The organism is Mesorhizobium sp. WSM4832, from assembly GCF_055811115.1.
Genome location: NZ_JBVVQH010000014.1, coordinates 30,400 through 53,247 on the forward strand (window position 1 = coordinate 30,400; position 22,848 = coordinate 53,247).

Sequence of the window (22,848 nt, forward strand, 5' to 3'; positions counted from 1 at the left end):
TCGCGCCGGCCAGCTCCCGCGTCTACAGATGCACCGGTTTCCAGTGATATGGGAGGATGTCGTGGCCAAGGTCTCGCTTCTGGGCATTCCGCATGACGAGAACTCGTCCTATCTGCGCGGGCCGGCCGAGGCGCCGCCGCTGATCCGGCGCGAACTCGCGAGCGACGCCTACAGTTCCTGGACCGAGACCGGCTTCGACCTGACGGATCGCTTCGTCGATCACGGCGACATCGATTTCGCGCAAGCCGGCGATCCGTGGCAGCGGATCGAGAACGAGGTCGACCGCGCGCTCGATGCCGGCCACCCGCTGATCTCGGTCGGCGGCGACCATGCGATCTCCTGGCCGGTGCTGCGCGCGGTGCGCCGCCGCCATCCGAGCTTGACGATCGTCCATATCGACGCGCATCCGGACATCTACCACTCCTATGACGACAACCCGCGCTCGCACACATCGCCCTTTGCCCGCATCATGGAGGAGACGCTGGCCGACCGGCTGATCCAGATCGGGCTTCGCACCGTCAACGATCACCATCGCGACCAGTTCAAGCGCTTCGGGGTCGAGGTCGTGGAGATGCGGCATTTCAGGGAAGGCTTGCAACTCGACCTCGAGACGCCGGTCTATATCTCGATGGATATCGACGCCCTCGATCCGGCCTTCGCTCCCGGCATCTCCCACCGTGAACCGGGCGGCTTCACCACCCGACAGGTAATCGGGCTGATCCAGGGAATAGACCAGCCAATAGTCGCCGCCGACGTCGTCGAATACAATCCGCGCCAGGACCTCTCCAACGTGACGGCGCTGGTCGCGGCCAAGCTGGTCAAGGAGATTGCTGGCATGATGCTGAAGACCAACGGCGCGCCCGCCAGTTGAATCAATTTGCCAAGGCGGCGTGCTAGACGATTGTTCCGACTCGGCTTTCCACAGGATCACCATGCCCCAACCGCTCAAGATCGCCATAGCCGGCGCGCTCGGCCGCATGGGCCGGCAGATGGCGGAGACAATACTTGCCGATCCGCGGCTGGAGCTCATTGCCCGCTTCCACCGGCCGGGCAGCGCGGGCGAGGGGCTGGTCGAGCGTAACGAGGCTCTGGCGCTTGCCGATGTGGTCATCGATTTCACTACGCCGGCCGCGTCAGTCGAGCTGGCGAAAGCCTGCGCGGCCCGCGGTGGCCCCGCGCTGGTGGTCGGTTCGACCGGCTTCAGCGAGCCGGAGCTGGCCGCGGTCGCCGACGCCGCCAAGAAAATCGCCATCGTGCGCTCCGGCAGCTACTCGCTGGGGCTCATTATGCTGACCGGCCTGGTGGAGCAGGCGGCGAGGGCGCTTGGCCCTGACGATTGCGACGTCGAAGTTTTCGAAGCGCATCATCGCATGAAGGTCGACGCGCCGTCGGGCACGGCGCTGATGCTCGGCGAAGCGGCGGCGCATGGGCGCGGAGTCAGGCTGGACGATGTGGCCAAGCGCACCCGCGATGGTCTCATCGGTACGCGCAATGCAGGCGAGATCGGTTTCGCGGTGCTGCGCGGCGGCAGCGTCGTCGGCGAGCACAGCGTCAGCTTCCTCACCGAAGGCGAGACACTCACGCTCTCGCACGCCGCCGGCGACCGCTCGATGTTCGCGCGCGGCGCCATCGCGGCCGCACTCTGGGTCGCCGGACGCCCGCCGGGCGAATACGACATGCGCGATGTGCTGGGATTTGGCGATCGCTAAAAAGGCTGAAAGCCAGCTGAAAGCTTGGGCATGCCATGACAGCGTCGCGGCGTTTGCCGTGACCGGTCCAGGAGGGGCCGACAAGGAGGAATGCGGCGCAGCTTGCACGGCGCGTCGCCCACGTGGAGGAAGTTACGTGACCGGTTTCATCTCTAAACGCGCCCTGCGTTCCGCGCTGCTGACGCTTGCCGTGGTTGGCGCGGGCGCATCGTCGGCTTCGGCGGCGGACAAGATCACCATCATAGTCGGCGGCATGGAAAAGCAGATCTATCTGCCGGCCGTGCTCACCCAGCAGCTTGGCTACTTCAAGGATGAGGGGCTGGACGTGGAGTTGGTGAACTCCCGCGCCGGCGTCGAGGCCGAGAACGAGTTGCTGGCCGGCGCCGTGCAGGGCGTCGTCGGCTTCTACGACCACACCGTCGACCTGCAGTCGAAGGGCAAATACATCCAGTCGATCGTGCAGTTCAGCCAGGCGCCGGGCGAGGTCGAGCTGGTTTCGGCCAAGCACCCGGAGATCAAGTCGCCGGCCGACTTCAAGGGCGCCACGCTCGGCGTCACCGGCCTCGGTTCCTCGACCGATTTCCTGACCCAGTATCTCGCCGTTCGCGGCGGCCTGAAGCCAGGCGACTACACGCTGCTTCCGGTCGGCGCCGGCAACACCTTCATCGCCGCCGTCAAGCAGGACCAGATCCAGGCCGGCATGACCACCGAGCCGACCATCGCGAAGCTGCTCCAGACCGGCGAGGCGAGCGTGCTGGTCGACATGCGCACGCCCGAAAAGACCAAGGCAGCGCTGGGCGGCGACTACCCGGCGGCCTCTTTCTACGTCCAGTCGAGCTGGGTCGAGGGCCATAAGGAAGAGGCGCAGAAGCTCGCCAACGCCTTCGTCAAGACGATGAAGTTCATCGCCGGCCATTCGGCCGAAGAGATCGCCGACAAGATGCCGAAGGACTATTACGCCGGCAATAAGGACCTCTATGTGCAGGGCCTCGCCGGCGGCAAGGCGATGTTCACGCCTGACGGCCGCATGCCCGCCGATGGCCCGGAAACGGTGCTGAAGGTTCTCTCGACCTTCTCCAAGAGTCTGCAAGGCAAGCAGATCGACCTGTCGAAGACCTACACGACCGAATTTGTCGACGCGGCGAAATAAGCGCCGGCAGGCGAGGGCGCGCCGATCGGTCCGCCCTCGGAGCAATTCCAGGCAAGTGTGAAACGGTTAAGTTCGGCGTCTTCGCCGTAACCTTCCCTCCGGAATTGCGTAAATCGAAGAGATAGAGCGGTTCGGCGTGAAACGGCGAACCGCTCTAGAGAACAACGACTTGCGCCGGCTGCCTGAATCAATTCGGCAGCGGCGCCTTTCCGGATGCCGACGCACGGCAGGCCCACGGGCTTGCACCCCGGCATCAACGCGCCACCACGACAGGAGTGTGTCATGCAATCGCAGACCATGGCGGCCGAGAAATTGTCTCCCGCCGCGCCGCCGGCCGATGCCGCGATCGCCATCGACGATGTGACGCTGCGCTTCGTCACGCCCGATGGCCACATGATGACGGCGATCCGCGATTTCACCATGACGGTAGCGCGCGGCGAGTTCGCCTGTGTTGTCGGGCCAACCGGCTGCGGCAAGTCGACCACGCTCAACCTCGTCACCGGACTGCTGCGGCCCACCACCGGCAATGTCCGCGTCATGGGCAGTCCGGTCACCGACATCAGCCGCGACATCGGCTTCGTCTTCCAGGCCGATGCGCTGTTTCCCTGGCGCAGCGTCGTCGACAATGTCGCCGCCGGCCCGCTCTTCCGTGGCACGCCGAAGAGAGAAGCCTACGAGAAGGCGCACGACTGGATCGGCCGCGTCGGCCTTTCGCGGTTCGAGAAGCACTATCCGCACCAGCTCTCGGGCGGCATGCGCAAGCGCGTGGCGCTTGCCCAGACCTTCATCAACCAGCCCAAGATCCTGCTGATGGACGAGCCGTTCAGCGCGCTCGACATGCAGACCCGCACCGCCATGCAGGACGAACTACTCGGCCTCTGGTCGGGCCTCAAATCCTCCGTCGTCTTCGTCACCCATGACCTCGAGGAAGCGGTGGCGCTGGCCGACAAGGTCTATGTGCTCACCGCCGGCCCGGGCACGGTGAAGAGCGTCTACCGCATCGACCTGCCGCGCCCGCGCGTGATGGCCGACATCCGCTACGATCCGAAATTCATCGAGATCGCCAAGGTGATCTGGAACGATCTGCGCGAGGAAGTGCAGCTCGGCCAGAGCCGTGGCCTCCAGACCGGCCATTGAGAGGAGGTTCCGCAATGACTGCTATCGCTCCCACCGACCAGGCCGCCACCCGCGCGACCTCGATCGTCGCCGCCGAAGCGCGGGCGAGGGCGCGGCTGCGCAAGCGCCACGCCTTGGTCATCGGCCTGCGCCTCGCGATCCTCGTCGTCTTCCTCGGCCTTTGGGAACTCGGCGCCGATTACAATTTCATCGACCCGTTCTTCTTCTCCAGCCCGTCCGGAATCTGGGAGCAGATCTGGTCCTGGGTCACCGAGGGCACTTCGCAGGGGCCGCTCTGGCTGCAGATGTATGTGACGCTGGAAGAAACCTTTCTGGGCTTTGCCATAGGTGCCGTCGGCGGCATCGTGGCGGGCATCATCCTTGGCCGCAATAAGCTCCTGGCCGATGTCTTTTCCATCTACATCAAGATCGCCAATTCGGTGCCGCGCGTGGTGCTGGGCTCGGTGTTCATCATCGCGCTTGGGCTAGGCATGGCCTCCAAGGTGGCATTGGCCGTGGTCATGGTGTTCTTCGTCGTCTTCGCCAACGCATTCCAGGGTGTGCGCGAGGCCGACAGGGCGATGATCGCCAACGCCCAGATCCTCGGCGCCTCGCCGATGCAGATCACCACCTCGGTCATCATACCCTCGGCGATGAGCTGGATCCTGGCCAGCCTTCACGTCAGCTTCGGCTTCGCGCTGGTCGGCGCCGTGGTCGGCGAGTTCCTCGGCGCCAAGCAGGGCATGGGTCTCTTGATCTCCACTGCGCAAGGCGCCTTCAACGCCAATGGCGTCTTTGCCGCCATGATCATCCTGGCGGTGATGGCGCTGGTGGTGGAATTCCTGATCACCCGCTTCGAGAACTACGTGGTGAAATGGCGTCCGGCGCCGTTCAACGAGCAGGGGGCTTGAGGGGGTCCCCGCACATCACATTCGATCGTGTGAGGTTTCGCCAAAGTGTATGACAAAGTCATGCGCAGCGTTATATATTAAACGGGTAATGAGGAGACGGTCATGCGAAACTCTCAGCCCCTGACCATAACGCTGCCGCTCGAGATGGCGCAGATGGTGAAAGACAAGGTTGCCTCGGGCGAATACGCCACGGAAAGCGAAGTGATCCGTGATGGCTTGCGCACCCTTGCGGCACGTGACGCGGCGGTTGAACGCTGGTTGCGCGAGGAGGTCGTGCCGACGATGGAGGATGCGCGTGCCCATCCTGAGAAGTTATTGACGGCCGAGCAGGTGCGCCGCAATCTCTCTGAGCACATTAACGCGATCGCCGCCAAACCGCGCTCCGGGGCATGAAGTATCAGGTCAGGTTCCACGCTGCGGCCGAGCGGGACATTGCCGAACTGCTGAGCGAACTCGCGCCCAAGGCTGGCGCGGAAACCGCCTTGCGCTTTGTCGGGCGCATTGTCGACTATTGCCTAGACTTCGAGACTTTTCCGGAGCGCGGCATGCGTCATGACGAAATCGCTCCGGGTTTGCGCACAGTAGGCTGGCGCCGACGCGCGACGATCGCATTCGAAGTCGTGGGTGACAAAGTGGTCATCCTACGGATTCTTTACGCGGGTCGTACGCTCGAACTGCCGGACGAAGAATCGGAACATTGACGCGACCAGCGGCCTTAAGCCAGCGGCAGCCGCACTTCGACCTTGAGCCCGCCCGCGGCGGCGTCGCCCAGCGTGACGCTGCCGCCGGCATTTTCGACCACCTCGCGCACGATGGCCAGGCCAAGCCCGCTGCCGTCCTCGGCCGAGCCGGCGAGGCGGTAGAAGCGCTCGAAGACATGCTCTCGCTCTTCCGCCGGGATGCCGGGGCCGGCATCGCTGACTGTGAGCTCGGCCGCGCCGTCCGCCGCCGCCAGCTTCACCGTGACGCTGCCGCCCGGTTTGGAATAGCGCAGCGCGTTGTCGACCAGGTTGACGATCATCTCGCGCAGCATCGTGCCGTCGCCGATCACCGGCACCGGTCCGCTCTCCTCGAGGCCGAGGTCGATGTCGCGCTCGATCGCCGCCGGCGCCTGCGTTTCCAGCACATGGCGGGCGGCCTCGGTGAGGTCGATGCGATCGGCGCGCGGCCGCCTGCTGCCGGGCTCGGCGCGCGAGAGCGTGAGCAATTGTTCAGCGAGCCGCGCAAGCTTGCCTGAGCTCGCCTGCAACGCCACCAGCGCCTCCTGACGCTGATCGGCCGCGGTTTCGCGCAAGGCATAGCTCGCCTGCGTCGACAGGAGCGCCAGCGGCGTGCGCAACTGATGCGCGGCATTGGCGATGAAGCGCCGCTGCGCCGCCATCTGCGCCCTTACGCGCTCCATATAGGCGTTGAGCGCCTCGATCAGGGGCCGGATCTCGCTCTGCGCGCCCGACACCTCGACCGGATCGAGATCGCTGCGGCTTCGCGAGCGCACGGCGTCGCGCAACCGGATCAGCGGCGCCAGTCCGCGGCGCAGGCCAAGCAGCACGAACACGCCGGCAATTGCCACCAAGGCAAGCTGCTGGGCGAAGGCGCTGAGCCACAGGCGCGTGACCATGGCGTCATGGCCGGCGAGCGTGACGCCGACAGTGACCTTGATCGGTGAATCCGTGCCGGCGCCGATCACCGCATGGCTGAGCGTTGCCAGACGCAGCGGGTGATCGCGATAGGTGGCTTCGACGCTGCCGCGCTCCGCCGCTGCGGGCAGGTCGGGATAGCCGGTCAGCAGCCGCCCGCCGGCGGTCTCGACGCGATAATAGACGCTGTCGCGGTCGCCGGTGTCGAACATCTCGATCGCCGCCGGCGGCACCGTGGCGTCGAGCGCGCCGTCGGCCATCGCCACCCGCTCCGCGATGGCGCGCGCCGAGCCGACCAGCATGCGATCGGTGACCAGATCCGCGGTTGCCAGCGCGTTGCGCTGGCTGGTCCATAGATTGATCGCGGCGAGCCCGGCCAGCGGCAGCACCACCCAGGCCAGCAATTGCAGGCGGAGGCTGCTGATCCGAAACCTGCCGATTCTCATGGCGCCGGATCGTCGTGGCGCAAGAGGTAGCCCAGGCCGCGCAAGGTGGCGATCTGGACGCGCGATCCCTCGAGCTTCTTGCGCAGGCGGTGTACATAGATCTCGATGGCGCTGGGGTCGGCGTCGGTCTCGAAAGAGTAGATCGCCCCCGAGAGCGCCGCCTTGCTCACCGTTCGCCCGGCCTTGACGACAAGCTGTTCCAGCACCGCGTGCTCGCGCGGCGTCAGCGACAGCGTCGCGCCGGCAAGCGAGAACAGGCGGGTGTTGGTGTCGAAGACGAGATCGCCGCAGCAAATGACCGGCGCGGTGCGGTCGTTGGCGCGGCGCAGTTGCACGCGGATGCGCGCTTCCAGCTCCTCGATCTGGAAGGGTTTCGCCAGATAGTCGTCGGCGCCTTCGTTGAGGCCCTTGACCCGGCCGTCGAGGCTGGCATTGGCGGTGAGCACGATAACCGGCACCGGGTTGCCGCGCGCCCGCAGCCTTTTCAGCACCTCCATGCCGCCCATGCGGGGCAGGGCAAGGTCGAGGATGATCAAAGCATGATCGCCGGCGGCTAAAGCATGCTCGACGTCCTCGCCGTCATGGACGACGTCGACGACATAGCTCGCCTGGCGCAGCGTCTTGCCCAGCCAATCGGCCAGTTCGCGATTGTCCTCGACAAGCAGCAGCCGCATCGTCTGTCGCTGTTTCCTCCCAACGGCCTCGGCCTTCGCCAAAGGCGGCAGGCAGCGTCCGGATTGGTCCCTGAGGCAACCGATAGTATCGATCCGCCCGCAAGGCAAACACCGGTGCTGGGACGGGCAGGGCGGCTGTTGAGCCACCTAATCCCCCTGGCAACCGATGAAACCGAACCGTTCGGTTCAATTTATGTTGACGGTTCGTATAGCGAGGGTGAACGCTGGTAAGCCGATAGGGAGCACCATGTTGCGGTGCGGTATCTATAAGCGATTGATATTAAACAGAAAGAATGTGGCCACTGCGACGTTCACGTGATTTCAAGATCGAACCGAACGGTTCGGTTCACACATTTTCGTGATTGGAAATGGCAACAAGGCCGACCCATTTCGGGGTGGTCCGAGCGACGCGAACTTCCATTACGGCACGCCACTAGACGGACACGACTTTTGAAATCTGGAGTATCTAAAATGAACAAGATTGCTTTTGCCGCCGCTGCTCTCCTCATTGCCACGGGCAGCGCTTTCGCCGGCAGCGACCACTACAACCCCAACAATGCCAGCCAGTCGGCCGTGACCGCTCCCGCAGGCAATGTCGACAACACTGTCACAGGCTCGATCCGCAAGTTCAACAAATTCGAACAGCGCGACCTCCACATCAAGCCTGATCAGAACCAGCCTCAGTCGGGCCAGGGCATCTGGGGCCGCTAACCAGCCTCTTCCTGACCCGCTTCACCAACAACCTTGAAACTGGAGTAACTCAAATGACCAAGATCGCTCTTACCGCTGCCGCCCTCCTCGTCGCCACCGGCGCCGCTTTTGCTGGGTCCGACCACTATAACCCCAACGAAGCCAACCAGTCGGTCGCTTCGACCGACAGCTCGACCACCGCTTCGATCAAGACGTCGGACGCGAATGCTCAGAAGCCGGTCGTCACGGGCGCTGACCACAACCTGTTCGGCAACCGCTAGTCGGTTCGCCAGGCGAAACCTTCGATCAACAACATTGAATCTGGAGTAACTCAAATGACCAAGATCGCTCTTACCGCCGCCGCCCTTCTCGTTGCCACCGGTGCCGCTTTCGCGGGCTCTGACAACTATGGTTCGGCCAACGCCAACCAGCCGGCCGCTTCGGCCGACACCTCGTTCACCGCTTCGATCAAGAAGTCAGACGTAGATGGCCAGAAGCCCGTGACCCAGGGCGCAAACCACGACCTGTTCGGCAACCACTAAACGGTTCTGTCCTTGACAGACCTCAAAGCGGCGGGCCTTGCCCGCCGTTTTGCTCTTGTGCAGCCGGCTATTCTCACCGGCTTTTCCGTGTGGTTGATCAAGCATTCATCACGAAGCGGTGATGCCTGTAACGATGCCCCTGGTGCCGTCGAAGTGGGAGCAAGGGCCGATAGACGGGGCCGATGCCAGAAATTCAAGTGAGTGGAGCGAGCGGGCAGCACCCGGGCGATACCCTAAGCTGTGCCGATCCATCGGGTCATCGGATCGTCAATCGCGCCTGATCAAACAGCGCAACCCGAAACCAGGAGTATTTGAAATGACCAAGATCGCTCTTACCGTCGCCGCCCTCCTTGTCGCCACTGGCGCCGCTTTCGCCAGCTCCGACAACTACGGCCGGGCCAACGCCAACCAACCGACCGTCACCATCGACCGGACCGCGACGGCCTCGACCACGAAGTCGAACACGGATGTCGGCACGCCGGTCGTGCAGGGCACAGATCACAATCTGTTCGGTAACCACTGATCCAGTACAGGAAATACCAGGCGGCGGGCTTGACCCGCCGCTCTGCGTTTCTGAAGCCGGCAATATGAAATTAATTCACAACTATTTGTATCATAAACACTTGTAATCGTTTGCCTTTTTCCGAGCGAAGCTGAAGCCAACATTGTGGTGGTCGCTGAAAATCGAACACCTGGGGAATAAATTTCGGCCGCCGCGGGTCTTCTCGGCAGCGGGGCCATCCTCCCAAGGCTGCCGCCGATGAAACGACACGGAACAAGGAAGATTGAAATGACCAGGATCGCTCTCACCACTGCCGCAATGCTTCTCGCGATGGGCTCCGCCTTTGCCGGCAGCGACCACTACGGCGACGTCAACACCAACAACCAGCCGGCCGTCGGCGTCGACAGCGCCTACACGGCCTCTGTCGGCAAGCACAAGGTCGCCCAGCCGGCCTCCAAGGTCGATACCGGGATGAAGACTGGAGCAACCGGCGCTGCGAACTGGCCGGGGCCGCCCGCGGACAATTGGGGCAATTGATCAGCGTCTTTTGAAGATGCTGAAGGCGGCGGGCAAGCTCGCCGCCTTGCCTTGTCGAGACCGGGTAAGCTTCGGGCGCTACCCCAAATCCTTCGGTCTCACGCCCAAATCCTTCGGCCTCACGCAATGCGTCAGCCGCGCGCCGCCGAAATCGAGATTTGGCCAATCCTCGCCCAGCGTGAACCGGGCAAGCGCCGCCGTCGGAAACTTCGCTTCGATCTGCTTGAACATGCTCTCATCCGATCCGGGTCCGGCCAGCCGTAGCGCGAAGTGCTGCAGGCCGGGATTGTGGCCGATCACCAGCAGGCATGTCGCCTTGGCTTGCCGCACCCGCGCCAGGATGGCGGCAGGGACGGCCTCGTAGAGCTCCTCGGCGAATTGCGCCCGCGTAGGCCCGGGCAGTTCCGCCGCGACCAGCCGCCAGGTGTCGCGGGTGCGCAGTGCCGGCGACACCAGCGCCAGGTCCGGCAGCCAGCCGCGCAGCGCAATCTCGCGCCCCATCAGCGGCGCCGTCTTCAAGCCGCGCGGGGCCAGCGGCCGGTCGAAATCGGCAAGCGCGGAATCGTCCCAGCTCGACTTGGCGTGGCGCAAGATGAGCAGTTGTTTCAGGGGCATTACAGCCTCTAAGGCGTGATCCGCGCCAGCTGTTCGAGGTCTCTCTCCTCGCGCAGCGGGTCCGGCGCCATCACGACCGAGGTTGCGTTGTCGGCATCGTCGGCGAAATGGGCAAACACGGTGTGGCCCTTTTCCATGCGCGCCTTGCCTTCGGCGACGAGGCCCAGCGCCAGCGGGTAGAGTCGGTGCTCCACCTTCAGCACTCGCGCGGCCAGCGTGTCCTCATTGTCGCCGACCATCACCGGCACGGCGGCCTGCGCGATGATCGGTCCGTCATCCATCTCTGGCGTGACGAAATGCACCGAGCAGCCATGGATGCGCACGCCGGCGCGGATCGCGCGAGCATGCGTATCCAGCCCCTTGAATGCCGGCAACAGGGCAGGGTGAATGTTGATCATGCGCCCCTGCCATTTTTCGACGAGGCCACGGCCGAGGATGCGCATGTAGCCGGCCAAGGCGACGATGTCGGTGCCGAAGCCGGTGAGCGCGGCATCGATCGCTGCGTCATAGGCATCCTTGCTCGGATGGTCGGCGCGCTGGATGACCTTGGTTGCGATGCCGCGCGACTGCGCGATGCCGAGGCCGGCGGCGTTGGCGCGATCGGAGATGACGCCGACGATCTCGGCAGGATAGGTCGGGTCGCTGGCCGCCGCGATCAGCGCCGTCATGTTGGAGCCGCGCCCCGAGATCAGGACGACCGTGCGTTTCCTGCTCATAGGCCGATCGAGCCCCGATAGATGACGCCGGCGTCGCGGCGCGGCACGATGCGGCCGATCGGCGTCACCGTCTCGCCGGCTTCCTGCAGCACCGCCGCGACCTGCGCCGCCTGGCCGGAAGCGACGGCCAGGATCATGCCGATGCCGCAGTTGAAGGTGCGCATCATTTCCTCCGGCGCGACGCCGCCGGTCTTGGCGAGCCAGGAGAACACCGGCGGCACGTCGATCGCCTCGAGGTCGAGCTCGGCAGAAAAATCCTTGGGCAGCACGCGCGGGATGTTTTCCGGGAAACCGCCGCCGGTGATGTGGGCGAGCGCCTTGATGCCATGCGTGTTGCGGATGGCTTTGAGGATCGACTTCACATAGATGCGCGTCGGCTCGAGCAGCGCTTCGGCGAGGCTCAGCTCGTCGTTGAACGGCGCCGGATCGCTCCAGCCAAGCCCGCTCGTGGCGACGATGCGGCGCACCAAAGAAAAGCCGTTGGAGTGCAGGCCGGAGGAGGCAAGGCCAAGCAGCACGTCGCCCTCGACGATGTCGTCGGTCGGCAAGAGCTGGCCGCGCTCGGCGGCGCCCACGGCGAAGCCGGCAAGGTCGTAATCCTTGTCGTGATACATGCCGGGCATCTCGGCGGTCTCGCCGCCGATCAGCGCGCAGCCGGCCTGGCGGCAGCCTTGCGCGATGCCGCCGACGATCGAGGCGCCCTGGTCCGGGTCGAGCTTGCCGGTGGCGAAATAATCGAGGAAGAACAGCGGCTCGGCGCCCTGGACGACGATGTCGTTGACGCACATGGCGACGAGATCGATGCCGATCGTGTCATGCTTGCCGGAATCGATGGCGATCTTGAGCTTGGTGCCGACGCCGTCATTGGCCGCGACCAGCACCGGATCGGTGAAGCCGGCGGCCTTCAGGTCGAACAGGCCGCCGAAACCGCCGATCTCGCCATCGGCGCCCGGCCGGCGCGTCGCGCGCACCAGCGGCTTGATCTTCTCGACCATCAAATTGCCGGCATCGATATCGACGCCAGCCTCGGCATAGGTGAGCCCGTTCTTGCGCTTGGCCTTGTCGCCCTTGCTCATCTCCGGCTCGTCCCTGTTTCCATTGCGGGCTATTCGCATGAATGGTTTCGGGGAGCAAGGATGACGGTGGTTGCGACGGACAAAACCGTGGAAAGTGAACGAGGCGGCGAAGCTGCCAGTCTCCCTCCTTGCGGAGGAGATGTCCGGTCCCTCCGTAGCGGCAGCGCAGCTGCTGCGAAGGACGGGCAGGACAGAGAGGGGTGTGAAGGATCGCGACCTTCGAGTGGTCAGCTTGATGCCCGTTGAGCAATGCCCCGAGGCTGGCGGGACAGCCCCCTCTGCTTTGCTTGCCAGGCATCTCCCCCTTGAGGGACCCGCAAGGGGGAGATTGGCCGTCATAGGCGCTTTCGCCAATCGTCGACGTCGGAGAATAGGCACGTGGTCCTTGCGCGCCCCTGCCATCTCCATCATCTATCTCCCGACCAACCGACGACGGCACATCACGTGAACATCCCCAACCTGATCACCATCCTGCGCTTGCTTTTGGTGCCCGCTGTGGTGCTGGCCATGCTGCAATCGCGTTGGGACTGGGCCTTCGCCGGGTTCCTCGTCGCCGGCATCTCCGATGGCGTCGACGGCTTCATCGCGCGCCGCTGGAACCAGTCGTCCCGCCTTGGCGCCTATCTCGATCCGATCGCCGACAAGCTGTTGCTGGTCTCGGTCTTCGTCGTCATGGGCTTTGCCGGCGAACTGCCGCTCTGGCTGGTGGTGACGATGGTCTCGCGTGACGGGCTGATCGTCTGCGCCGTGCTTTTGTCGAGCGTGATGAGCCATCCGGTCGAGGTGAAGCCGCTCTTCGTGTCGAAGGCCAACACCGCCGCGCAGATCGTGCTGGCCGCGCTTGTGCTGGGCGAACTGGCCTTCGCCCTGCATCTGGGCCCGTTGCGGACCGCGCTCATATTGCTGACCGGGGTCTTGACCGTGGCTTCGGCCGCGGCCTATCTCGTGGCTTGGCTAAGGCATATGAGCGGCTATGGCGAAGGCTCCCAGACGAGCAACTCCCAGACCGGCGACACCAAGTCGGGCAACGTCAAGTCGGGCGGCTCCAGCACGGGCGTCTGACAATGATGCCGCGGCGATCGCGGCCGACGACGGCTCGGGCGCGCTCCGCCGCCAGGTCTTCTTCTGGCTGGCAACGGCCGTCCTGCTGGCGCTGTTCCTCTACATCTTCTCGGGCATCCTCCTGCCGTTCGTCGCGGGCATGGTGCTCGCCTATTTCCTCGATCCGGTCGCCGACCGGCTGCAGCGGCTCGGCCTGTCGCGCCTGATGGCGACGGTGGTGATCCTCATTGCCTTCATCGTCGTCGTGGTGCTGGCCTTCGTCATCCTGGTGCCGGTGCTGGCCACCCAGATGGCCGATTTCGCGCGCAAGCTGCCGGAATATTTGACCCGCCTGCAATCACTGATCACCAGCTTCGACCCGCAATGGCTGGAGCAGCGTTTTGGCGTCAACGCCGCCGGCCTGCGCGACGGGCTGAATTCCCTGCTCACCTCCGGCTTCAGCCTGCTCACCACCGTCTTCACTTCGATCTGGAGTTCCGGCGTGGCGCTGGTCTCGGTGGTGAGCCTGTTCGTCGTCACCCCGGTGGTCGCCTTCTACATGTTACTCGACTGGGACCGCATGGTCGCCAAGGTCGACGGCTGGGTGCCGCGCGACTATGTCGAGACGGTGCGCGCGCTCGCCCGCGACATCAACACCGCCACCGCCGGCTTCGTGCGCGGGCAGGGCACGCTCTGCCTGGTGCTCGGCGCCATGTACGCCACCGGGCTCTCGCTGACCGGCTTGAACTTCGCCATCCTGATCGGCTTCTTCGCCGGGCTGATCTCCTTCATCCCCTATGTCGGCTCCTTGACCGGGCTGGTGCTCGCCGTCGGCGTCGCCTTCGTCCAGTTCTGGCCGGACTGGACCATGGTGGTTGCGGTGGCCTGCGTGTTCTTCGTCGGTCAGTTCATCGAGGGCAACATCCTGCAGCCGCGGCTGGTCGGAAAGAGCGTTGGCCTGCATCCGGTCTGGCTGATGTTCGCGCTGTTTGCCTTCGGCGCGCTATTCGGCTTCGTCGGCCTTTTGATTGCCGTGCCGGCCTCGGCGGCGATCGCCGTGCTGGTGCGCTTTGCCATCGGCCGCTACCTGCAATCGCCGCTTTACAAGGGCCACGCCACCGAGCCCGTGCCGCCGTTGCCGGCCGATCGCGGCGGCGGCCATCGCTCGAAATCGCGTGGCTGAAGTGGCCGGTGAGCGAACCGACACGCCGCGCCAATTGCCGCTCGATCTCGGCCACGGCACCGGCTATTCGCGCGACGAGCTCGTCGTCTCGGGCACCAACGCGCAAGCGGCATCGCTGATCGACCGTTGGCCGGACTGGCCGTCGCCGGTGGTGGTGCTGGCCGGGCCGCCCGGCTCCGGCAAGACGCATCTCGCCCAGATCTGGCAGGATCGGGCGCACGCCATCGCCATCGAGCCCGGCCGTATCGGCGAGCACATTGCTGGGCTCGGCATCAGGCCGGCGCTGATCGACGACATCGACAAGGCGGCGATCGACGAGCAGTGCCTGTTCCATCTGATCAACGCCGTGCGCGGCGCGGGCTCGACGCTGCTTTTGACGGCGCGGCGTTTCCCCTCGGCCTGGCGCGTCGCGCTGCCGGATCTCGTCTCGCGGCTGAAGGCGGCGGCGACCGTCGAGATCCACGAGCCCGACGACCTCTTGCTTGCTGGCGTCATCACGAAACTCTTCGCCGACCGCCAGATCGAGGTCGAGCCGCATGTGGTGCAATATCTGGTGCGGCGCATCGAGCGTTCGCTCGGCACCGCCATGCGCGTCGTCGGACGCCTCGACCGCGCGGCGCTGGAGCGCAAGACGCCGATCACCCGCGCGCTCGCCGCCGAAACCGTCAGCGCCATGGACGAAGGGCAGGGCGAGTTCGATATCTGAAGTGCTGTTCGGCATCGAGGCGATGCCAGCAGGCCGCCGCAAAAATGTGCTGGCCGAAACCTTTGCCGGGATATGTGCAATCTTCGATCAGCGTATCCTGGTTTTCGATGCCGAGGCGGCGCCGCTATGCCGGTCTCGCCGTAAGGGCCAGAGCCGCCGGAAAGGGGTTTCCCTTGCCTGACGGGTACATTGCGGCTGTGGCCGCCGCGAAGGGTTTTCAGGTCGCGTCGCCTGATGTGGCGCCATTTCAGGCGGCAGGCGTTGCCGTGATCAATCCGTGGGACCATGCGGCTTAGCCGTCCCATTTCGGAACAGTCTTTCAGGCATCTTTCTTGCAACGCCGACCACGCCGGCTAACCCCGGTCCCGGTTGCGTTCCAGATCGGGTTGTAGGCTCGCCGGGCTCGAGGCGTTGGGGTTCTCGCCCGGCGGGTTTACCGTTGCTCCAAGCAGCCTGCCGCTGCCGATGGCGAAGGCCGCGTTGACCCGGTCGCTTATCAGGGGAGACCACACGTCGCGGCACCCAGGTCAATCGCCGCCTGGAAACATCCGCAACGACGATGAAGTCGGTGTTGGCGTCCCAATTGTCCGGCTGCCAAGATACGCGCCCCTCTGGCCGGGATCCCGGCCGCGAGACCGGCCTGGTCCTTTGGGAAGGAAGTGATGGTCGGAGTGGCAGGACTCGAACCTGCGACCCCCTGATCCCAAATCAGGTGCGCTACCAGGCTGCGCTACACTCCGACGTCCCGCGGCGTATAGGGGGCGGACGCCCGGAAGGCAACACAAAAACCGACGTCGGAAATGACCTTTCGCCCTAGCGCTTTTGGCCGGCGATCTTCCTGGCGATCGCCGCGCCCTGGATTCTGGCATTGGCAAAGCAGCCGCGAATGCTCGGCCGCATGCCGGTGAACCACAGCCCGGGCAGCTTCGGGTCGTTGGCGGCGCCGTTGAACAGCGGCACGCCCTTGGCGTCGAGCACGCCGAGCCGGCCCAGCATCGTCTCCAGTCCGGTGCGGTAGCCGGTGGCGGCGATGACGATGTCGGGCGCGATCGCCTGGCCATTGTCGAGCACGACACCGTCGCGCTTGAATTCGCGCAGCTGCGGCACGACGATGATGCGCCCGGCCTTGATGGCCTCGACCGCGCCGTCGTCGGCGGCGATCGCCGTATAGTCGGCGCCGAGCCGGCTGGCGCCGCCCGATGGGGCAGGGGGCAGGCCGTATGTCGTGAGATCCCCGAACACCAGGCGTTGTGTTGCCGCCATCACAGCATCCGCCAGCCTTGTCGGCAGGTTGGCCATGACCGGAGAGAAGCGATGCACCGCGATCTGGCCGATGCGCTTGGGCAGCAGCGAAGGTCCGTTGCGCGCCGAAAGCCACATCTGGCCCGTCTCGGCGCGCGAAAGATGGTTGAGCGCGTCGAAGCCGGAATTGCCGGCGCCGACCACCAGCACCTTCTTGCCGGCATAGTCGTTCGCCCTGCCGAAATCGGCCGAATGGATGATCTTGCCTGAAAAATCCGCCATGCCCTTCCAGGCCGGGATGAAGGGCTGGCGGTCGCGCCCGGTGGCGATCACCACATATCGCGCCGCCTTCAAGCCCTCGCTCGTCCGCAGCAGCCAGTGGTCGCCGCGCAATTCGATCTCCTCGACCTCGATACCCAAGGTGATCGGCAGCCGGTGCGTCTCGGCGAAGTCGTTGAGATGGCGGATGACGGTGCTGCGGTGCGGAAAGGCCGGCGTTCCTGCCGGAAAGGATACGCCCGGCAAGGAAGAAAGGTCGCGATGCGTGTTGAGGTGCAGATTGTCGTGGCGGCGGTGCCAGGGCTCGGCCAGCCGCTGCTCGCGTTCCAGGATTTGCGTCGTCACGCCGGCCTTGGCCAGCGCATGCGCGACAGCAAGCCCCGCGGCGCCCGCGCCGATGACAATCGCGCCGTCCAGTATCGCTGGCTCGCCGACCCCCGACGGCAAGACTTTCGCTTCCGCGTCCATTCTTGTCTTTATCGTCGTCATCATGCCTTCAAATGGCACGACCGTGTATCTGACATATGCCGCTCACGGGCCAAAAGGAATAGGTAGGCGTTGCAAAGACCTCCGGCATTGTGTCGCGGATTATAGAGGGTCGGCTAATGAACCGGGTCGGCATGGCGGTGCACCAGCTTGAACGCGCCATCTTCCAGACGAAACACCTCGGTCACCCGCAAGGTCATTTCGGCTGCCTCGCCGTTCTTGCCCATGCGCGCCTTGGCGTGCTGCAGCCCGGTCCAGAAGGCCAGATCGCCGCTTGCCGATGCCTGCAGCACCTCGAGATCGGTGCTGCCGCCTTTGTGGAAGCTCGCCGCGTCGCGTTCGTAGCGGCCGGCGACCGCCTCGGCGCCTTCGAGATGGTCGCCGCGCGGCGAAAAGAACGTCGCCGGCCCGGCATGGGTGACGATTGCCTTCAGCGAGGTCGCATCGCCATTGACATAGTCCTCGGCGATCTTCTCGCGCTGCTTCATGAAGGCGTCGAAGGACGAGCCGCCGGGATGCACCGTCCTGATCCACGTCTCCAGGCCGGCCATGAAATTTTCGAGGAAGGCGGCGGTGTCGCTGTTGATCACGGCCCCTTTGTCGTCCAGCAGTTCCGCGACATTGCCGATATAGGCCTCCGGCTGCTGCATCACCGGCATGTCGATAAAGACGAAAGTCTGCCTGAGCGCATGGTTGGAGCCGAAGGCGCCGATCTTGCTCGGGCTGACGCTGACCACCCCGGCGGGCAGGCCTTTGAACACGCTCTTGCCCGGCGGACGCGAGCCGACATCGAGCGCGTTCTTCAGGCAGCCCGGGATCGAGCGGTTGTATTCCGGGGTGACGAACAGCGCCGCGTCGCATTCGCGGATCGCCGCGCGGAAGGCCGACCACGCCGACGGCGGCCGGTCGCCGTCCAGATCCTCGTTGTAAAGCGGGAGCTCGCCGATCTCGATGAAGCGGCAGCGCATCGAATCCGGCGCGCGGGCGGCGAGCGCTTTGGCGATCTTGCGGCTGAAGGATTGGGCGCGCAGGCTGCCGACAAGCACGGCGAGCTGCAGGACGGCGTGTTCGGTTGCATTGGTCATGGCGAAGCGTCCGGTTTTGATGGATGGCTCACAGGCAAGGCCGGCTCGGGCCGGCCGTCCGACGTCTCGATAATGTCGTCGGCGCGGCGAGGTTCCCTGCGCCGTGGCGGCACGGGTTGCCTGCGGCCTTGCCGCCGCGGCCATTGCACAGTAATGACGGGTTGGCGCGAGATTTTCAGGCTCCCGATAGGATGCTCGGAGATGGCGCCGAACCAGGGTGCCCGGATTGTCGGGCGGCAACGAGGTGGTCATGTCCGCGCGCATTTTCAGTCCAGCCAAAACCGCGATGCAGTCCGGCAAGGCCAAGACCGGATATTGGGTGCTGGAGTTCGATCCCGCCCAGCGCAAGAAGATCGATCCGCTGATGGGCTACACCACTTCGGGCGACATGCTGAGCCAGGTGAAGCTCACCTTCGACACGAAGGAAGAGGCGATGGCTTATGCCGAAAAGGAAAAGATCGCCTATCGCGTCGAAGAGCCGAAGGAAGCCAAGCGCCGGCAGATTTCCTATTCGGACAATTTCCGCTATGACCGCAGGACGCCCTGGACACACTGACTTCCGGTCTTGCGTCGCCTGGCGTAGCGCTCAGCCGGCCCGGCCGGCCGACGGTCCCGTAGCTCAGCTGGATAGAGCACCGGCCTTCTAAGCCGATGGTCGCAGGTTCGAATCCTGCCGGGATCGCCATTTCACAACTTGCCTGGAAGCGGCCGCGTAGCATCAGCGAACTGCGTGGCCCTGTACGCTATTTGCTTACAAAAGCTTGACATGTGTACATTATTTGCTTACATAAGCCGTGATCAAGACATTTAGGAACAAGGCGCTGGCGGACCTCTTTGAGACCGGGAAAACCGGCAAGATCGACGTCAAGATGCACAAGCGCATCCTTGCTCGGCTTGATACGTTGAATGACGCGGTCGGTCTGGATGACCTCAAGATACCGGGCTACGATTTCCATGCCCTGCATGGGTTCAACCCGACCCGCTATACGGTCCACGTCAATGGACCGTGGTGCATCACATTCGAATTCGACGGCAGGGACGCCTTCCGTGTCGACTTCGAGCAATATCACTGAAAAGGCGGAGGCTTGAGAGGTCCGTTTCATGGTTGAGTACGAAGCCAAGCGCTCTCCCGATCGATGCCCCACTCATCCTGGAGCTGTTCTGGACGATATTCTTCCCTCCCTTGGCAAGCCCAAGGCGGAGATTGCGCGTTTGCTCGGGATCTCCCGGCAGCAGCTTTACGACATCCTTTCCGAGAAGAAGCCCGTCAGTCCGAACACCGCCGCCCGGATCGGCAAGCTGGTTGGAAATGGCCCCGGCATCTGGCTTCGCATGCAGGCCGCCTATGATGCCTGGCACGCGGAACGGGACGTGGACGTAAGCACCATCCCGACCCTGCACGCGGCGTAATGTGTTGCCAGCGGTCCTGTAGCTGGATAGAGCACCGGCCTCTAAGCCGATGGTCGCAGGCTCGAATCCTGCCGGGATCGCCAATGACTATCTGATTTCATTGCGATTTAACGCCTGAAATTATTTCAGGAACTGGGGCAATTTGTCCGTGTCATCACGGTGTCAGCAGATTGAAAAATAAAACGCCCCCCACCATGGCTGCGCGATGAGCAGCGTCTCTCGATTCCCCGTAAAGAAACTGCTATTTTAGCAATGCAGAATAAACGATTGAGGGAGGGCTTTATGCGTGCATTTCCGATCTTTCTGTCAGGGGCCGTTCTGACCATTTTTGTTTGTGGATCCGCATGGGCGGCCAAACTGCCGAAGGATGCAGTCGAATTAACCGCAGACGAGGTCAGGGCGATATATTCAGGGAAATCCGGCGTTTATGACACTTCGACTGTCTATTATGCGCCTGACGGCACAACGAAAGGCATTTTCGGAAAACCTAAGATAAAAGCAACCTTCAGGGGCACTTGGAGCGTAGAAGGTAATGAGATGTGCGCCAAGAGCAAGGCAAAGGGTGACCCGAAACTCTACACTGATTGCAACAAATATTGGCGTTCCGGGAAAAAGCTTTATGATCTTTGGTCTATCCACTATGACGGTTCAAAACCGAATCTGAAGGATGGATATGCTATCGACACGCCGAAAAAATTTAAGAGCGGCGATTTAGTATCGAAAAAATACGCTGCTGCGGGCGGTGAGTGACAGGAGTACGCAAGGAATAAGCCCGCCACCGTGCGGGCCACGCATGGAAAAGTTTTCCGCCGCGATCAGTGCGGCGATCGGACAGCCCTCCGGCGCTTTGGCTGTTTTGTGGTCGGATGCGCCGCGAGAAACGCCTCGTCGGCCGCTATCAGCGCGGCGATTTCTGCTGATCCTTAGCTGCCGAACGCTTCTATTGGACAGAGACGCGATCGGCCGCTTTGGCGGCGGCCTTGCCAAGACGTTGCTGGCTTCCGGCCACAAGGTTCGCGCCGTCGTTCGCGACGAAGCCAAAGGCACGCCGTGGCTCGAAAGGAGCTGCGACGTCGCCGTCACCGACCTCGGCGATCCCGGGCCGCTTGCCGCCGCACTTTCAGGCCAGGCAGACGACCGCAGGTCTGGTCAGAAATCACTCACGGCCTGTCCGGCCGGACCGCCCAGATAAGTGTTCCACACATAGTCGCGAAGCATTTCCCGATGCTTCGCCGTCCGGTGGTGATAGCCCGGCCTTTCAGGATATGACACGCCGGCGAGGTGAAAGAAGGCGCCTTCGATGAACTCGTGGTGACCTACCGCGCCTGCCATCGCCATTGGCCGCTGTTCCACGGTTGCGACGGCGACATCCGCTTCGGCGAGTTTCGAATAGAGGATCGCCCAGTTGGCGCCGCCGGTGTCGAGGCCGAGGCTCAAGCGGGGGTCGAAATCCAATTTGCAGGCCGCCACGGCGGAGAACCGGTAGAAGCAGTAGCCTGCCCATAGATTCCAGTGCCGATCGTCCGGCTTGGCCTTGTAGACGTGGTTCTCGTTTCCGTACGCCCTGCGGCCATACACGGTTTTGCCGGTCAGCTTGGATGGGATGTCAAACGGCGCGACTGGGAAGCAGTCATGATCGATGAAGCCGAAGAGTTCCGGCTTCAGGTGGCGCACGATGTTGTGGAAGGCCCATGTGATGGCGGTGCCGTGCGATCTCGACAGGTGCTTTTCGACCCGCATCGGCAGCGCAAGGTAAGGTACGCCGCGCGTTTTGCAGATACGCGCAATTGTTTCTCTCACAGCAACTTTCGTTGAGTTATCGACGACGACCAGCGTCATTCCCGGCGGCCGCATTTCCCACGCTTTCGTCAAAGCGTCGATCACCCAGGGTACATTGAATGCGATCGTAATACACAGGCGCGATACTCCGGCGTCCTGTAATTCTTTCGCAAACAGGCGCCCGGATGCGCGCCCCCGATATTCGAAGACCTTGTAGACGAACTGGTTTCTGAGCGTTTTTACCCGGATTACCGTCCGGCTTCGGCTCAATCTGTCAACGATCGGTTTGAATGCCAAGGCTGCCTCGCAATAGCGGCACCCCCCCGACGTTCTCTTTGCCCGGCGCCGCTGGAAAATCAAGCGGCTGGAATTTCTCTGATCCATCCAAAGCGGGTTCGGCTTCTCATCAGCCCCAATCCAGGTCGATGTTAGCGATATTTTCGCCGGAAATGCGGTCGCGGAGCGCTCGAATCCTAGCGGCAAGGTCGGGCGATAGCCTCTCATGGGTCTCGACCAAGATGCGGCCTATGGAACGGTAGATGCCGTCGTCCAGCATGGCTTCGATGCATTCCGCCTCGGCGCCCTCGATATCCATTTTGACGATGGCGATGGGTTCCTGGATGTCTTTCAGGAATTCGACGAGATCGATTACCTCGACCGCAAAAGTGGGTCCCTTTGCGTGGGCGAATACCTCGAAAAGGGATGACCATTCCGTCATCCGGATGTTGCTTGTATCCGGGCGCTGATGCAAAGTTGCCTTCCTTGCCGTTCCCCCGACCGCTTTCGGCACGATCCTCACGCGCTTGTCTCTGCCGAAGCGACGCGTCAGCACTTCAAGCGCGGTGGGGTCCGGTTCGAAGGCGATTACTCTCATGCCATAACCGAGGGCATGACGTGTGACATCTCCCACGTTGGCGCCAAGATCAATGAACAAGCCGCCCGCGGGGATGGTTTTCATCAGTTGATGGAAATTGAATTCAGCCTGCCTTTTGGGCCGTGGTGGCCGGTGCCATCTGCGGTACAAATGCCAGCGCAGCACGAATTCGAGATAGCTTTCCTGTAACACTGTCCACCCGCCTTTTGACCGATGCGGGTATAGTCTTGGCTTGATCGCGTATCAACCGTGCTTCCATGGTCGCTTCGACGTGAAGCTTCGGAACTTCTTGGGCTTGCTGCTTCGACTGATCTGCGGCTATGTCGTTCAAGGGCCGAGGGGGAGGATTGCGAATGTCGAGATTTTCCAAATGGCTGAAGGATGTCCGATCCAAAATACCGGAGCATGTGACCGTTGGCCGTCACACCTACGGCGTGACATG

30 protein-coding genes and 3 tRNA genes are annotated in these 22,848 nt (G+C 63.4%); 23 read left to right on the forward strand and 10 right to left on the reverse strand.

Annotated elements, in window-relative coordinates; genetic code table 11:
* The first annotated feature begins 61 nt into the window (after window positions 1–61).
* The 7 genes from speB to AC0L2L_RS19835 all read left to right on the forward strand — a co-directional run bounded on the left by speB (window position 62) and on the right by AC0L2L_RS19835 (window position 5,587).
* Window positions 62–871 (forward strand): agmatinase, encoded by an 810-nt coding sequence (gene speB, locus AC0L2L_RS19805; protein ID WP_473580428.1) that lies wholly within the window; start codon window positions 62–64, stop codon window positions 869–871.
* A gap of 61 nt (window positions 872–932) precedes the next feature.
* Window positions 933–1,709: a 4-hydroxy-tetrahydrodipicolinate reductase gene (gene dapB, locus AC0L2L_RS19810; RefSeq protein WP_473580430.1), complete on the forward strand. Its 777-nt coding sequence runs from the start codon at window positions 933–935 to the stop codon at window positions 1,707–1,709.
* Window positions 1,710–1,845: 136 nt separating this feature from the next.
* Window positions 1,846–2,859: an ABC transporter substrate-binding protein gene (locus tag AC0L2L_RS19815; RefSeq protein ID WP_473580432.1), complete on the forward strand. Its 1,014-nt coding sequence runs from the start codon at window positions 1,846–1,848 to the stop codon at window positions 2,857–2,859.
* Between the two features lie 282 nt (window positions 2,860–3,141).
* Window positions 3,142–3,996, forward strand: coding sequence for an ABC transporter ATP-binding protein (locus tag AC0L2L_RS19820; RefSeq protein ID WP_473580434.1), 855 nt, complete (start codon window positions 3,142–3,144; stop codon window positions 3,994–3,996).
* A 14-nt stretch (window positions 3,997–4,010) separates the two neighbouring features.
* The gene (locus tag AC0L2L_RS19825; protein ID WP_473580436.1) at window positions 4,011–4,886 is read left to right on the forward strand and encodes an ABC transporter permease; all 876 of its coding nucleotides are present in this window, start codon (window positions 4,011–4,013) and stop codon (window positions 4,884–4,886) included.
* A 102-nt stretch (window positions 4,887–4,988) separates the two neighbouring features.
* Window positions 4,989–5,279 carry a type II toxin-antitoxin system ParD family antitoxin gene (locus AC0L2L_RS19830; RefSeq protein ID WP_473580437.1) on the forward strand — a complete coding sequence of 97 codons (291 nt, stop codon included), beginning with the start codon at window positions 4,989–4,991 and terminating at the stop codon, window positions 5,277–5,279.
* Window positions 5,276–5,587 (forward strand): type II toxin-antitoxin system RelE/ParE family toxin, encoded by a 312-nt coding sequence (locus tag AC0L2L_RS19835; protein WP_473580439.1) that lies wholly within the window; start codon window positions 5,276–5,278, stop codon window positions 5,585–5,587. Before AC0L2L_RS19830 ends, AC0L2L_RS19835 begins: the two co-directional genes overlap by 4 nt.
* A gap of 14 nt (window positions 5,588–5,601) precedes the next feature.
* Here the strand turns inward: AC0L2L_RS19835 and AC0L2L_RS19840 are convergent, their stop codons facing one another.
* On the reverse strand, window positions 5,602–6,969 hold the full coding sequence (locus AC0L2L_RS19840) for a sensor histidine kinase (RefSeq protein WP_473580441.1): 1,368 nt from the start codon (window positions 6,967–6,969) through the stop codon (window positions 5,602–5,604).
* Window positions 6,966–7,643: a response regulator gene (locus AC0L2L_RS19845; RefSeq protein WP_473580443.1), complete on the reverse strand. Its 678-nt coding sequence runs from the start codon at window positions 7,641–7,643 to the stop codon at window positions 6,966–6,968. The genes AC0L2L_RS19840 and AC0L2L_RS19845 overlap by 4 nt, the downstream gene beginning before the upstream one ends.
* A gap of 471 nt (window positions 7,644–8,114) precedes the next feature.
* On the opposite strand from AC0L2L_RS19845, the gene AC0L2L_RS19850 reads away from it, so the two are divergent.
* The 5 genes from AC0L2L_RS19850 to AC0L2L_RS19870 all read left to right on the forward strand — a co-directional run bounded on the left by AC0L2L_RS19850 (window position 8,115) and on the right by AC0L2L_RS19870 (window position 9,914).
* The gene (locus tag AC0L2L_RS19850; RefSeq protein ID WP_473580445.1) at window positions 8,115–8,354 is read left to right on the forward strand and encodes a DUF680 domain-containing protein; all 240 of its coding nucleotides are present in this window, start codon (window positions 8,115–8,117) and stop codon (window positions 8,352–8,354) included.
* Window positions 8,355–8,407: 53 nt separating this feature from the next.
* Entirely contained in the window at window positions 8,408–8,614 is a 207-nt protein-coding gene (locus AC0L2L_RS19855) for a DUF680 domain-containing protein (protein ID WP_473580447.1), read from the forward strand.
* Window positions 8,615–8,668: 54 nt separating this feature from the next.
* Entirely contained in the window at window positions 8,669–8,875 is a 207-nt protein-coding gene (locus tag AC0L2L_RS19860; protein ID WP_473580449.1) for a DUF680 domain-containing protein, read from the forward strand.
* Between the two features lie 316 nt (window positions 8,876–9,191).
* A complete protein-coding gene (locus AC0L2L_RS19865; RefSeq protein ID WP_027165619.1) occupies window positions 9,192–9,398 on the forward strand; it encodes a DUF680 domain-containing protein in 207 nt (68 codons plus the stop codon).
* 267 nt (window positions 9,399–9,665) lie between these two features.
* Window positions 9,666–9,914, forward strand: a complete 249-nt coding sequence (locus AC0L2L_RS19870; protein ID WP_473580451.1) for a DUF680 domain-containing protein — start codon at window positions 9,666–9,668, stop codon at window positions 9,912–9,914.
* 78 nt (window positions 9,915–9,992) lie between these two features.
* Here AC0L2L_RS19870 and AC0L2L_RS19875 read toward each other — a convergent pair whose 3' ends face one another.
* Genes AC0L2L_RS19875 through purM form a run of 3 tightly spaced genes read right to left on the reverse strand, consistent with a single transcriptional unit; the run spans window position 9,993 to window position 12,321 of the window.
* The gene (locus AC0L2L_RS19875; protein ID WP_473580453.1) at window positions 9,993–10,529 is read right to left on the reverse strand and encodes a SixA phosphatase family protein; all 537 of its coding nucleotides are present in this window, start codon (window positions 10,527–10,529) and stop codon (window positions 9,993–9,995) included.
* 8 nt (window positions 10,530–10,537) lie between these two features.
* Window positions 10,538–11,245, reverse strand: a complete 708-nt coding sequence (gene purN / locus AC0L2L_RS19880) for a phosphoribosylglycinamide formyltransferase (RefSeq protein WP_473580455.1) — start codon at window positions 11,243–11,245, stop codon at window positions 10,538–10,540.
* On the reverse strand, window positions 11,242–12,321 hold the full coding sequence (purM, locus tag AC0L2L_RS19885) for a phosphoribosylformylglycinamidine cyclo-ligase (protein ID WP_473580457.1): 1,080 nt from the start codon (window positions 12,319–12,321) through the stop codon (window positions 11,242–11,244). Before purM ends, purN begins: the two co-directional genes overlap by 4 nt.
* 444 nt (window positions 12,322–12,765) lie before the next feature.
* Here purM and AC0L2L_RS19890 point away from each other — a divergent pair, with 444 nt between their 5' ends.
* The 4 genes from AC0L2L_RS19890 to AC0L2L_RS19905 are packed head-to-tail and all read left to right on the forward strand — an operon-like array spanning window position 12,766 to window position 15,432.
* Window positions 12,766–13,383, forward strand: coding sequence for a CDP-alcohol phosphatidyltransferase family protein (locus AC0L2L_RS19890; RefSeq protein WP_473580459.1), 618 nt, complete (start codon window positions 12,766–12,768; stop codon window positions 13,381–13,383).
* Window positions 13,295–14,545, forward strand: coding sequence for an AI-2E family transporter (locus AC0L2L_RS19895; protein ID WP_473580461.1), 1,251 nt, complete (start codon window positions 13,295–13,297; stop codon window positions 14,543–14,545). Before AC0L2L_RS19890 ends, AC0L2L_RS19895 begins: the two co-directional genes overlap by 89 nt.
* A gap of 1 nt (window position 14,546) precedes the next feature.
* Window positions 14,547–15,251: a DnaA regulatory inactivator HdaA gene (hdaA, locus tag AC0L2L_RS19900; protein ID WP_473580722.1), complete on the forward strand. Its 705-nt coding sequence runs from the start codon at window positions 14,547–14,549 to the stop codon at window positions 15,249–15,251.
* A gap of 1 nt (window position 15,252) precedes the next feature.
* Window positions 15,253–15,432, forward strand: a complete 180-nt coding sequence (locus AC0L2L_RS19905; RefSeq protein ID WP_473580462.1) for a PIN domain-containing protein — start codon at window positions 15,253–15,255, stop codon at window positions 15,430–15,432.
* Window positions 15,433–15,914: 482 nt separating this feature from the next.
* Here AC0L2L_RS19905 and AC0L2L_RS19910 read toward each other — a convergent pair.
* The 3 genes from AC0L2L_RS19910 to AC0L2L_RS19920 form a co-directional block, all read right to left on the reverse strand.
* Window positions 15,915–15,991, reverse strand: a tRNA-Pro gene (locus AC0L2L_RS19910).
* A gap of 73 nt (window positions 15,992–16,064) precedes the next feature.
* Window positions 16,065–17,240, reverse strand: a complete 1,176-nt coding sequence (locus AC0L2L_RS19915; protein ID WP_473580724.1) for a flavin-containing monooxygenase — start codon at window positions 17,238–17,240, stop codon at window positions 16,065–16,067.
* Between the two features lie 134 nt (window positions 17,241–17,374).
* Entirely contained in the window at window positions 17,375–18,343 is a 969-nt protein-coding gene (locus AC0L2L_RS19920; protein ID WP_473580464.1) for an NAD(P)H-dependent oxidoreductase, read from the reverse strand.
* Between the two features lie 250 nt (window positions 18,344–18,593).
* On the opposite strand from AC0L2L_RS19920, the gene AC0L2L_RS19925 reads away from it, so the two are divergent.
* The 7 genes from AC0L2L_RS19925 (at window position 18,594) to AC0L2L_RS19955 (ending at window position 20,945) form a co-directional block, all read left to right on the forward strand.
* Complete coding sequence (locus AC0L2L_RS19925) at window positions 18,594–18,899, forward strand: ETC complex I subunit (RefSeq protein ID WP_473580466.1); 306 nt, start codon at window positions 18,594–18,596, stop codon at window positions 18,897–18,899.
* 52 nt (window positions 18,900–18,951) lie between these two features.
* Window positions 18,952–19,028: transfer RNA gene (locus tag AC0L2L_RS19930), tRNA-Arg, on the forward strand.
* Window positions 19,029–19,137: 109 nt separating this feature from the next.
* Window positions 19,138–19,416, forward strand: coding sequence for a type II toxin-antitoxin system RelE/ParE family toxin (locus tag AC0L2L_RS19935; RefSeq protein ID WP_473580468.1), 279 nt, complete (start codon window positions 19,138–19,140; stop codon window positions 19,414–19,416).
* 28 nt (window positions 19,417–19,444) lie between these two features.
* A complete protein-coding gene (locus AC0L2L_RS19940; RefSeq protein WP_473580470.1) occupies window positions 19,445–19,753 on the forward strand; it encodes a HigA family addiction module antitoxin in 309 nt (102 codons plus the stop codon).
* Between the two features lie 12 nt (window positions 19,754–19,765).
* Window positions 19,766–19,836, forward strand: a tRNA-OTHER gene (locus AC0L2L_RS19945).
* Window positions 19,837–20,035: 199 nt separating this feature from the next.
* Window positions 20,036–20,503, forward strand: a complete 468-nt coding sequence (locus AC0L2L_RS19950) for a DUF995 domain-containing protein (RefSeq protein WP_473580471.1) — start codon at window positions 20,036–20,038, stop codon at window positions 20,501–20,503.
* Window positions 20,504–20,696: 193 nt separating this feature from the next.
* Window positions 20,697–20,945: an NAD(P)H-binding protein gene (locus AC0L2L_RS19955; protein ID WP_473580473.1), complete on the forward strand. Its 249-nt coding sequence runs from the start codon at window positions 20,697–20,699 to the stop codon at window positions 20,943–20,945.
* Here the strand turns inward: AC0L2L_RS19955 and AC0L2L_RS19960 are convergent.
* Window positions 20,903–21,829: a hypothetical protein gene (locus AC0L2L_RS19960; protein ID WP_473580474.1), complete on the reverse strand. Its 927-nt coding sequence runs from the start codon at window positions 21,827–21,829 to the stop codon at window positions 20,903–20,905. The genes AC0L2L_RS19955 and AC0L2L_RS19960 overlap by 43 nt on opposite strands.
* 109 nt (window positions 21,830–21,938) lie before the next feature.
* Window positions 21,939–22,598, reverse strand: a complete 660-nt coding sequence (locus AC0L2L_RS19965) for an FkbM family methyltransferase (protein WP_473580476.1) — start codon at window positions 22,596–22,598, stop codon at window positions 21,939–21,941.
* Window positions 22,599–22,848: the final 250 nt, after the last annotated feature.

Bases quoted from the DNA above. Each gene is read 5' to 3' on its own strand.
- dapB (WP_473580430.1), top strand. From the start codon at position 933: ATGCCCCAACCGCTCAAGATCGCCATAGCCGGCGCGCTCGGCCGCATG.
- AC0L2L_RS19820 (WP_473580434.1), top strand. From the start codon at position 3,142: ATGCAATCGCAGACCATGGCGGCCGAGAAATTGTCTCCCGCCGCGCCG.
- AC0L2L_RS19825 (WP_473580436.1), top strand. From the start codon at position 4,011: ATGACTGCTATCGCTCCCACCGACCAGGCCGCCACCCGCGCGACCTCG.
- AC0L2L_RS19830 (WP_473580437.1), top strand. From the start codon at position 4,989: ATGCGAAACTCTCAGCCCCTGACCATAACGCTGCCGCTCGAGATGGCG.
- AC0L2L_RS19835 (WP_473580439.1), top strand. From the start codon at position 5,276: ATGAAGTATCAGGTCAGGTTCCACGCTGCGGCCGAGCGGGACATTGCC.
- AC0L2L_RS19840 (WP_473580441.1), bottom strand. From the start codon at position 6,969: ATGAGAATCGGCAGGTTTCGGATCAGCAGCCTCCGCCTGCAATTGCTG.
- AC0L2L_RS19845 (WP_473580443.1), bottom strand. From the start codon at position 7,643: ATGCGGCTGCTGCTTGTCGAGGACAATCGCGAACTGGCCGATTGGCTG.
- AC0L2L_RS19850 (WP_473580445.1), top strand. From the start codon at position 8,115: ATGAACAAGATTGCTTTTGCCGCCGCTGCTCTCCTCATTGCCACGGGC.
- AC0L2L_RS19855 (WP_473580447.1), top strand. From the start codon at position 8,408: ATGACCAAGATCGCTCTTACCGCTGCCGCCCTCCTCGTCGCCACCGGC.
- AC0L2L_RS19860 (WP_473580449.1), top strand. From the start codon at position 8,669: ATGACCAAGATCGCTCTTACCGCCGCCGCCCTTCTCGTTGCCACCGGT.
- AC0L2L_RS19865 (WP_027165619.1), top strand. From the start codon at position 9,192: ATGACCAAGATCGCTCTTACCGTCGCCGCCCTCCTTGTCGCCACTGGC.
- AC0L2L_RS19870 (WP_473580451.1), top strand. From the start codon at position 9,666: ATGACCAGGATCGCTCTCACCACTGCCGCAATGCTTCTCGCGATGGGC.
- AC0L2L_RS19875 (WP_473580453.1), bottom strand. From the start codon at position 10,529: ATGCCCCTGAAACAACTGCTCATCTTGCGCCACGCCAAGTCGAGCTGG.
- purN (WP_473580455.1), bottom strand. From the start codon at position 11,245: ATGAGCAGGAAACGCACGGTCGTCCTGATCTCGGGGCGCGGCTCCAAC.
- purM (WP_473580457.1), bottom strand. From the start codon at position 12,321: ATGAGCAAGGGCGACAAGGCCAAGCGCAAGAACGGGCTCACCTATGCC.
- AC0L2L_RS19895 (WP_473580461.1), top strand. From the start codon at position 13,295: ATGGCGAAGGCTCCCAGACGAGCAACTCCCAGACCGGCGACACCAAGT.
- AC0L2L_RS19915 (WP_473580724.1), bottom strand. From the start codon at position 17,240: ATGGACGCGGAAGCGAAAGTCTTGCCGTCGGGGGTCGGCGAGCCAGCG.
- AC0L2L_RS19920 (WP_473580464.1), bottom strand. From the start codon at position 18,343: ATGACCAATGCAACCGAACACGCCGTCCTGCAGCTCGCCGTGCTTGTC.
- AC0L2L_RS19925 (WP_473580466.1), top strand. From the start codon at position 18,594: ATGTCCGCGCGCATTTTCAGTCCAGCCAAAACCGCGATGCAGTCCGGC.
- AC0L2L_RS19940 (WP_473580470.1), top strand. From the start codon at position 19,445: ATGGTTGAGTACGAAGCCAAGCGCTCTCCCGATCGATGCCCCACTCAT.
- AC0L2L_RS19950 (WP_473580471.1), top strand. From the start codon at position 20,036: ATGCGTGCATTTCCGATCTTTCTGTCAGGGGCCGTTCTGACCATTTTT.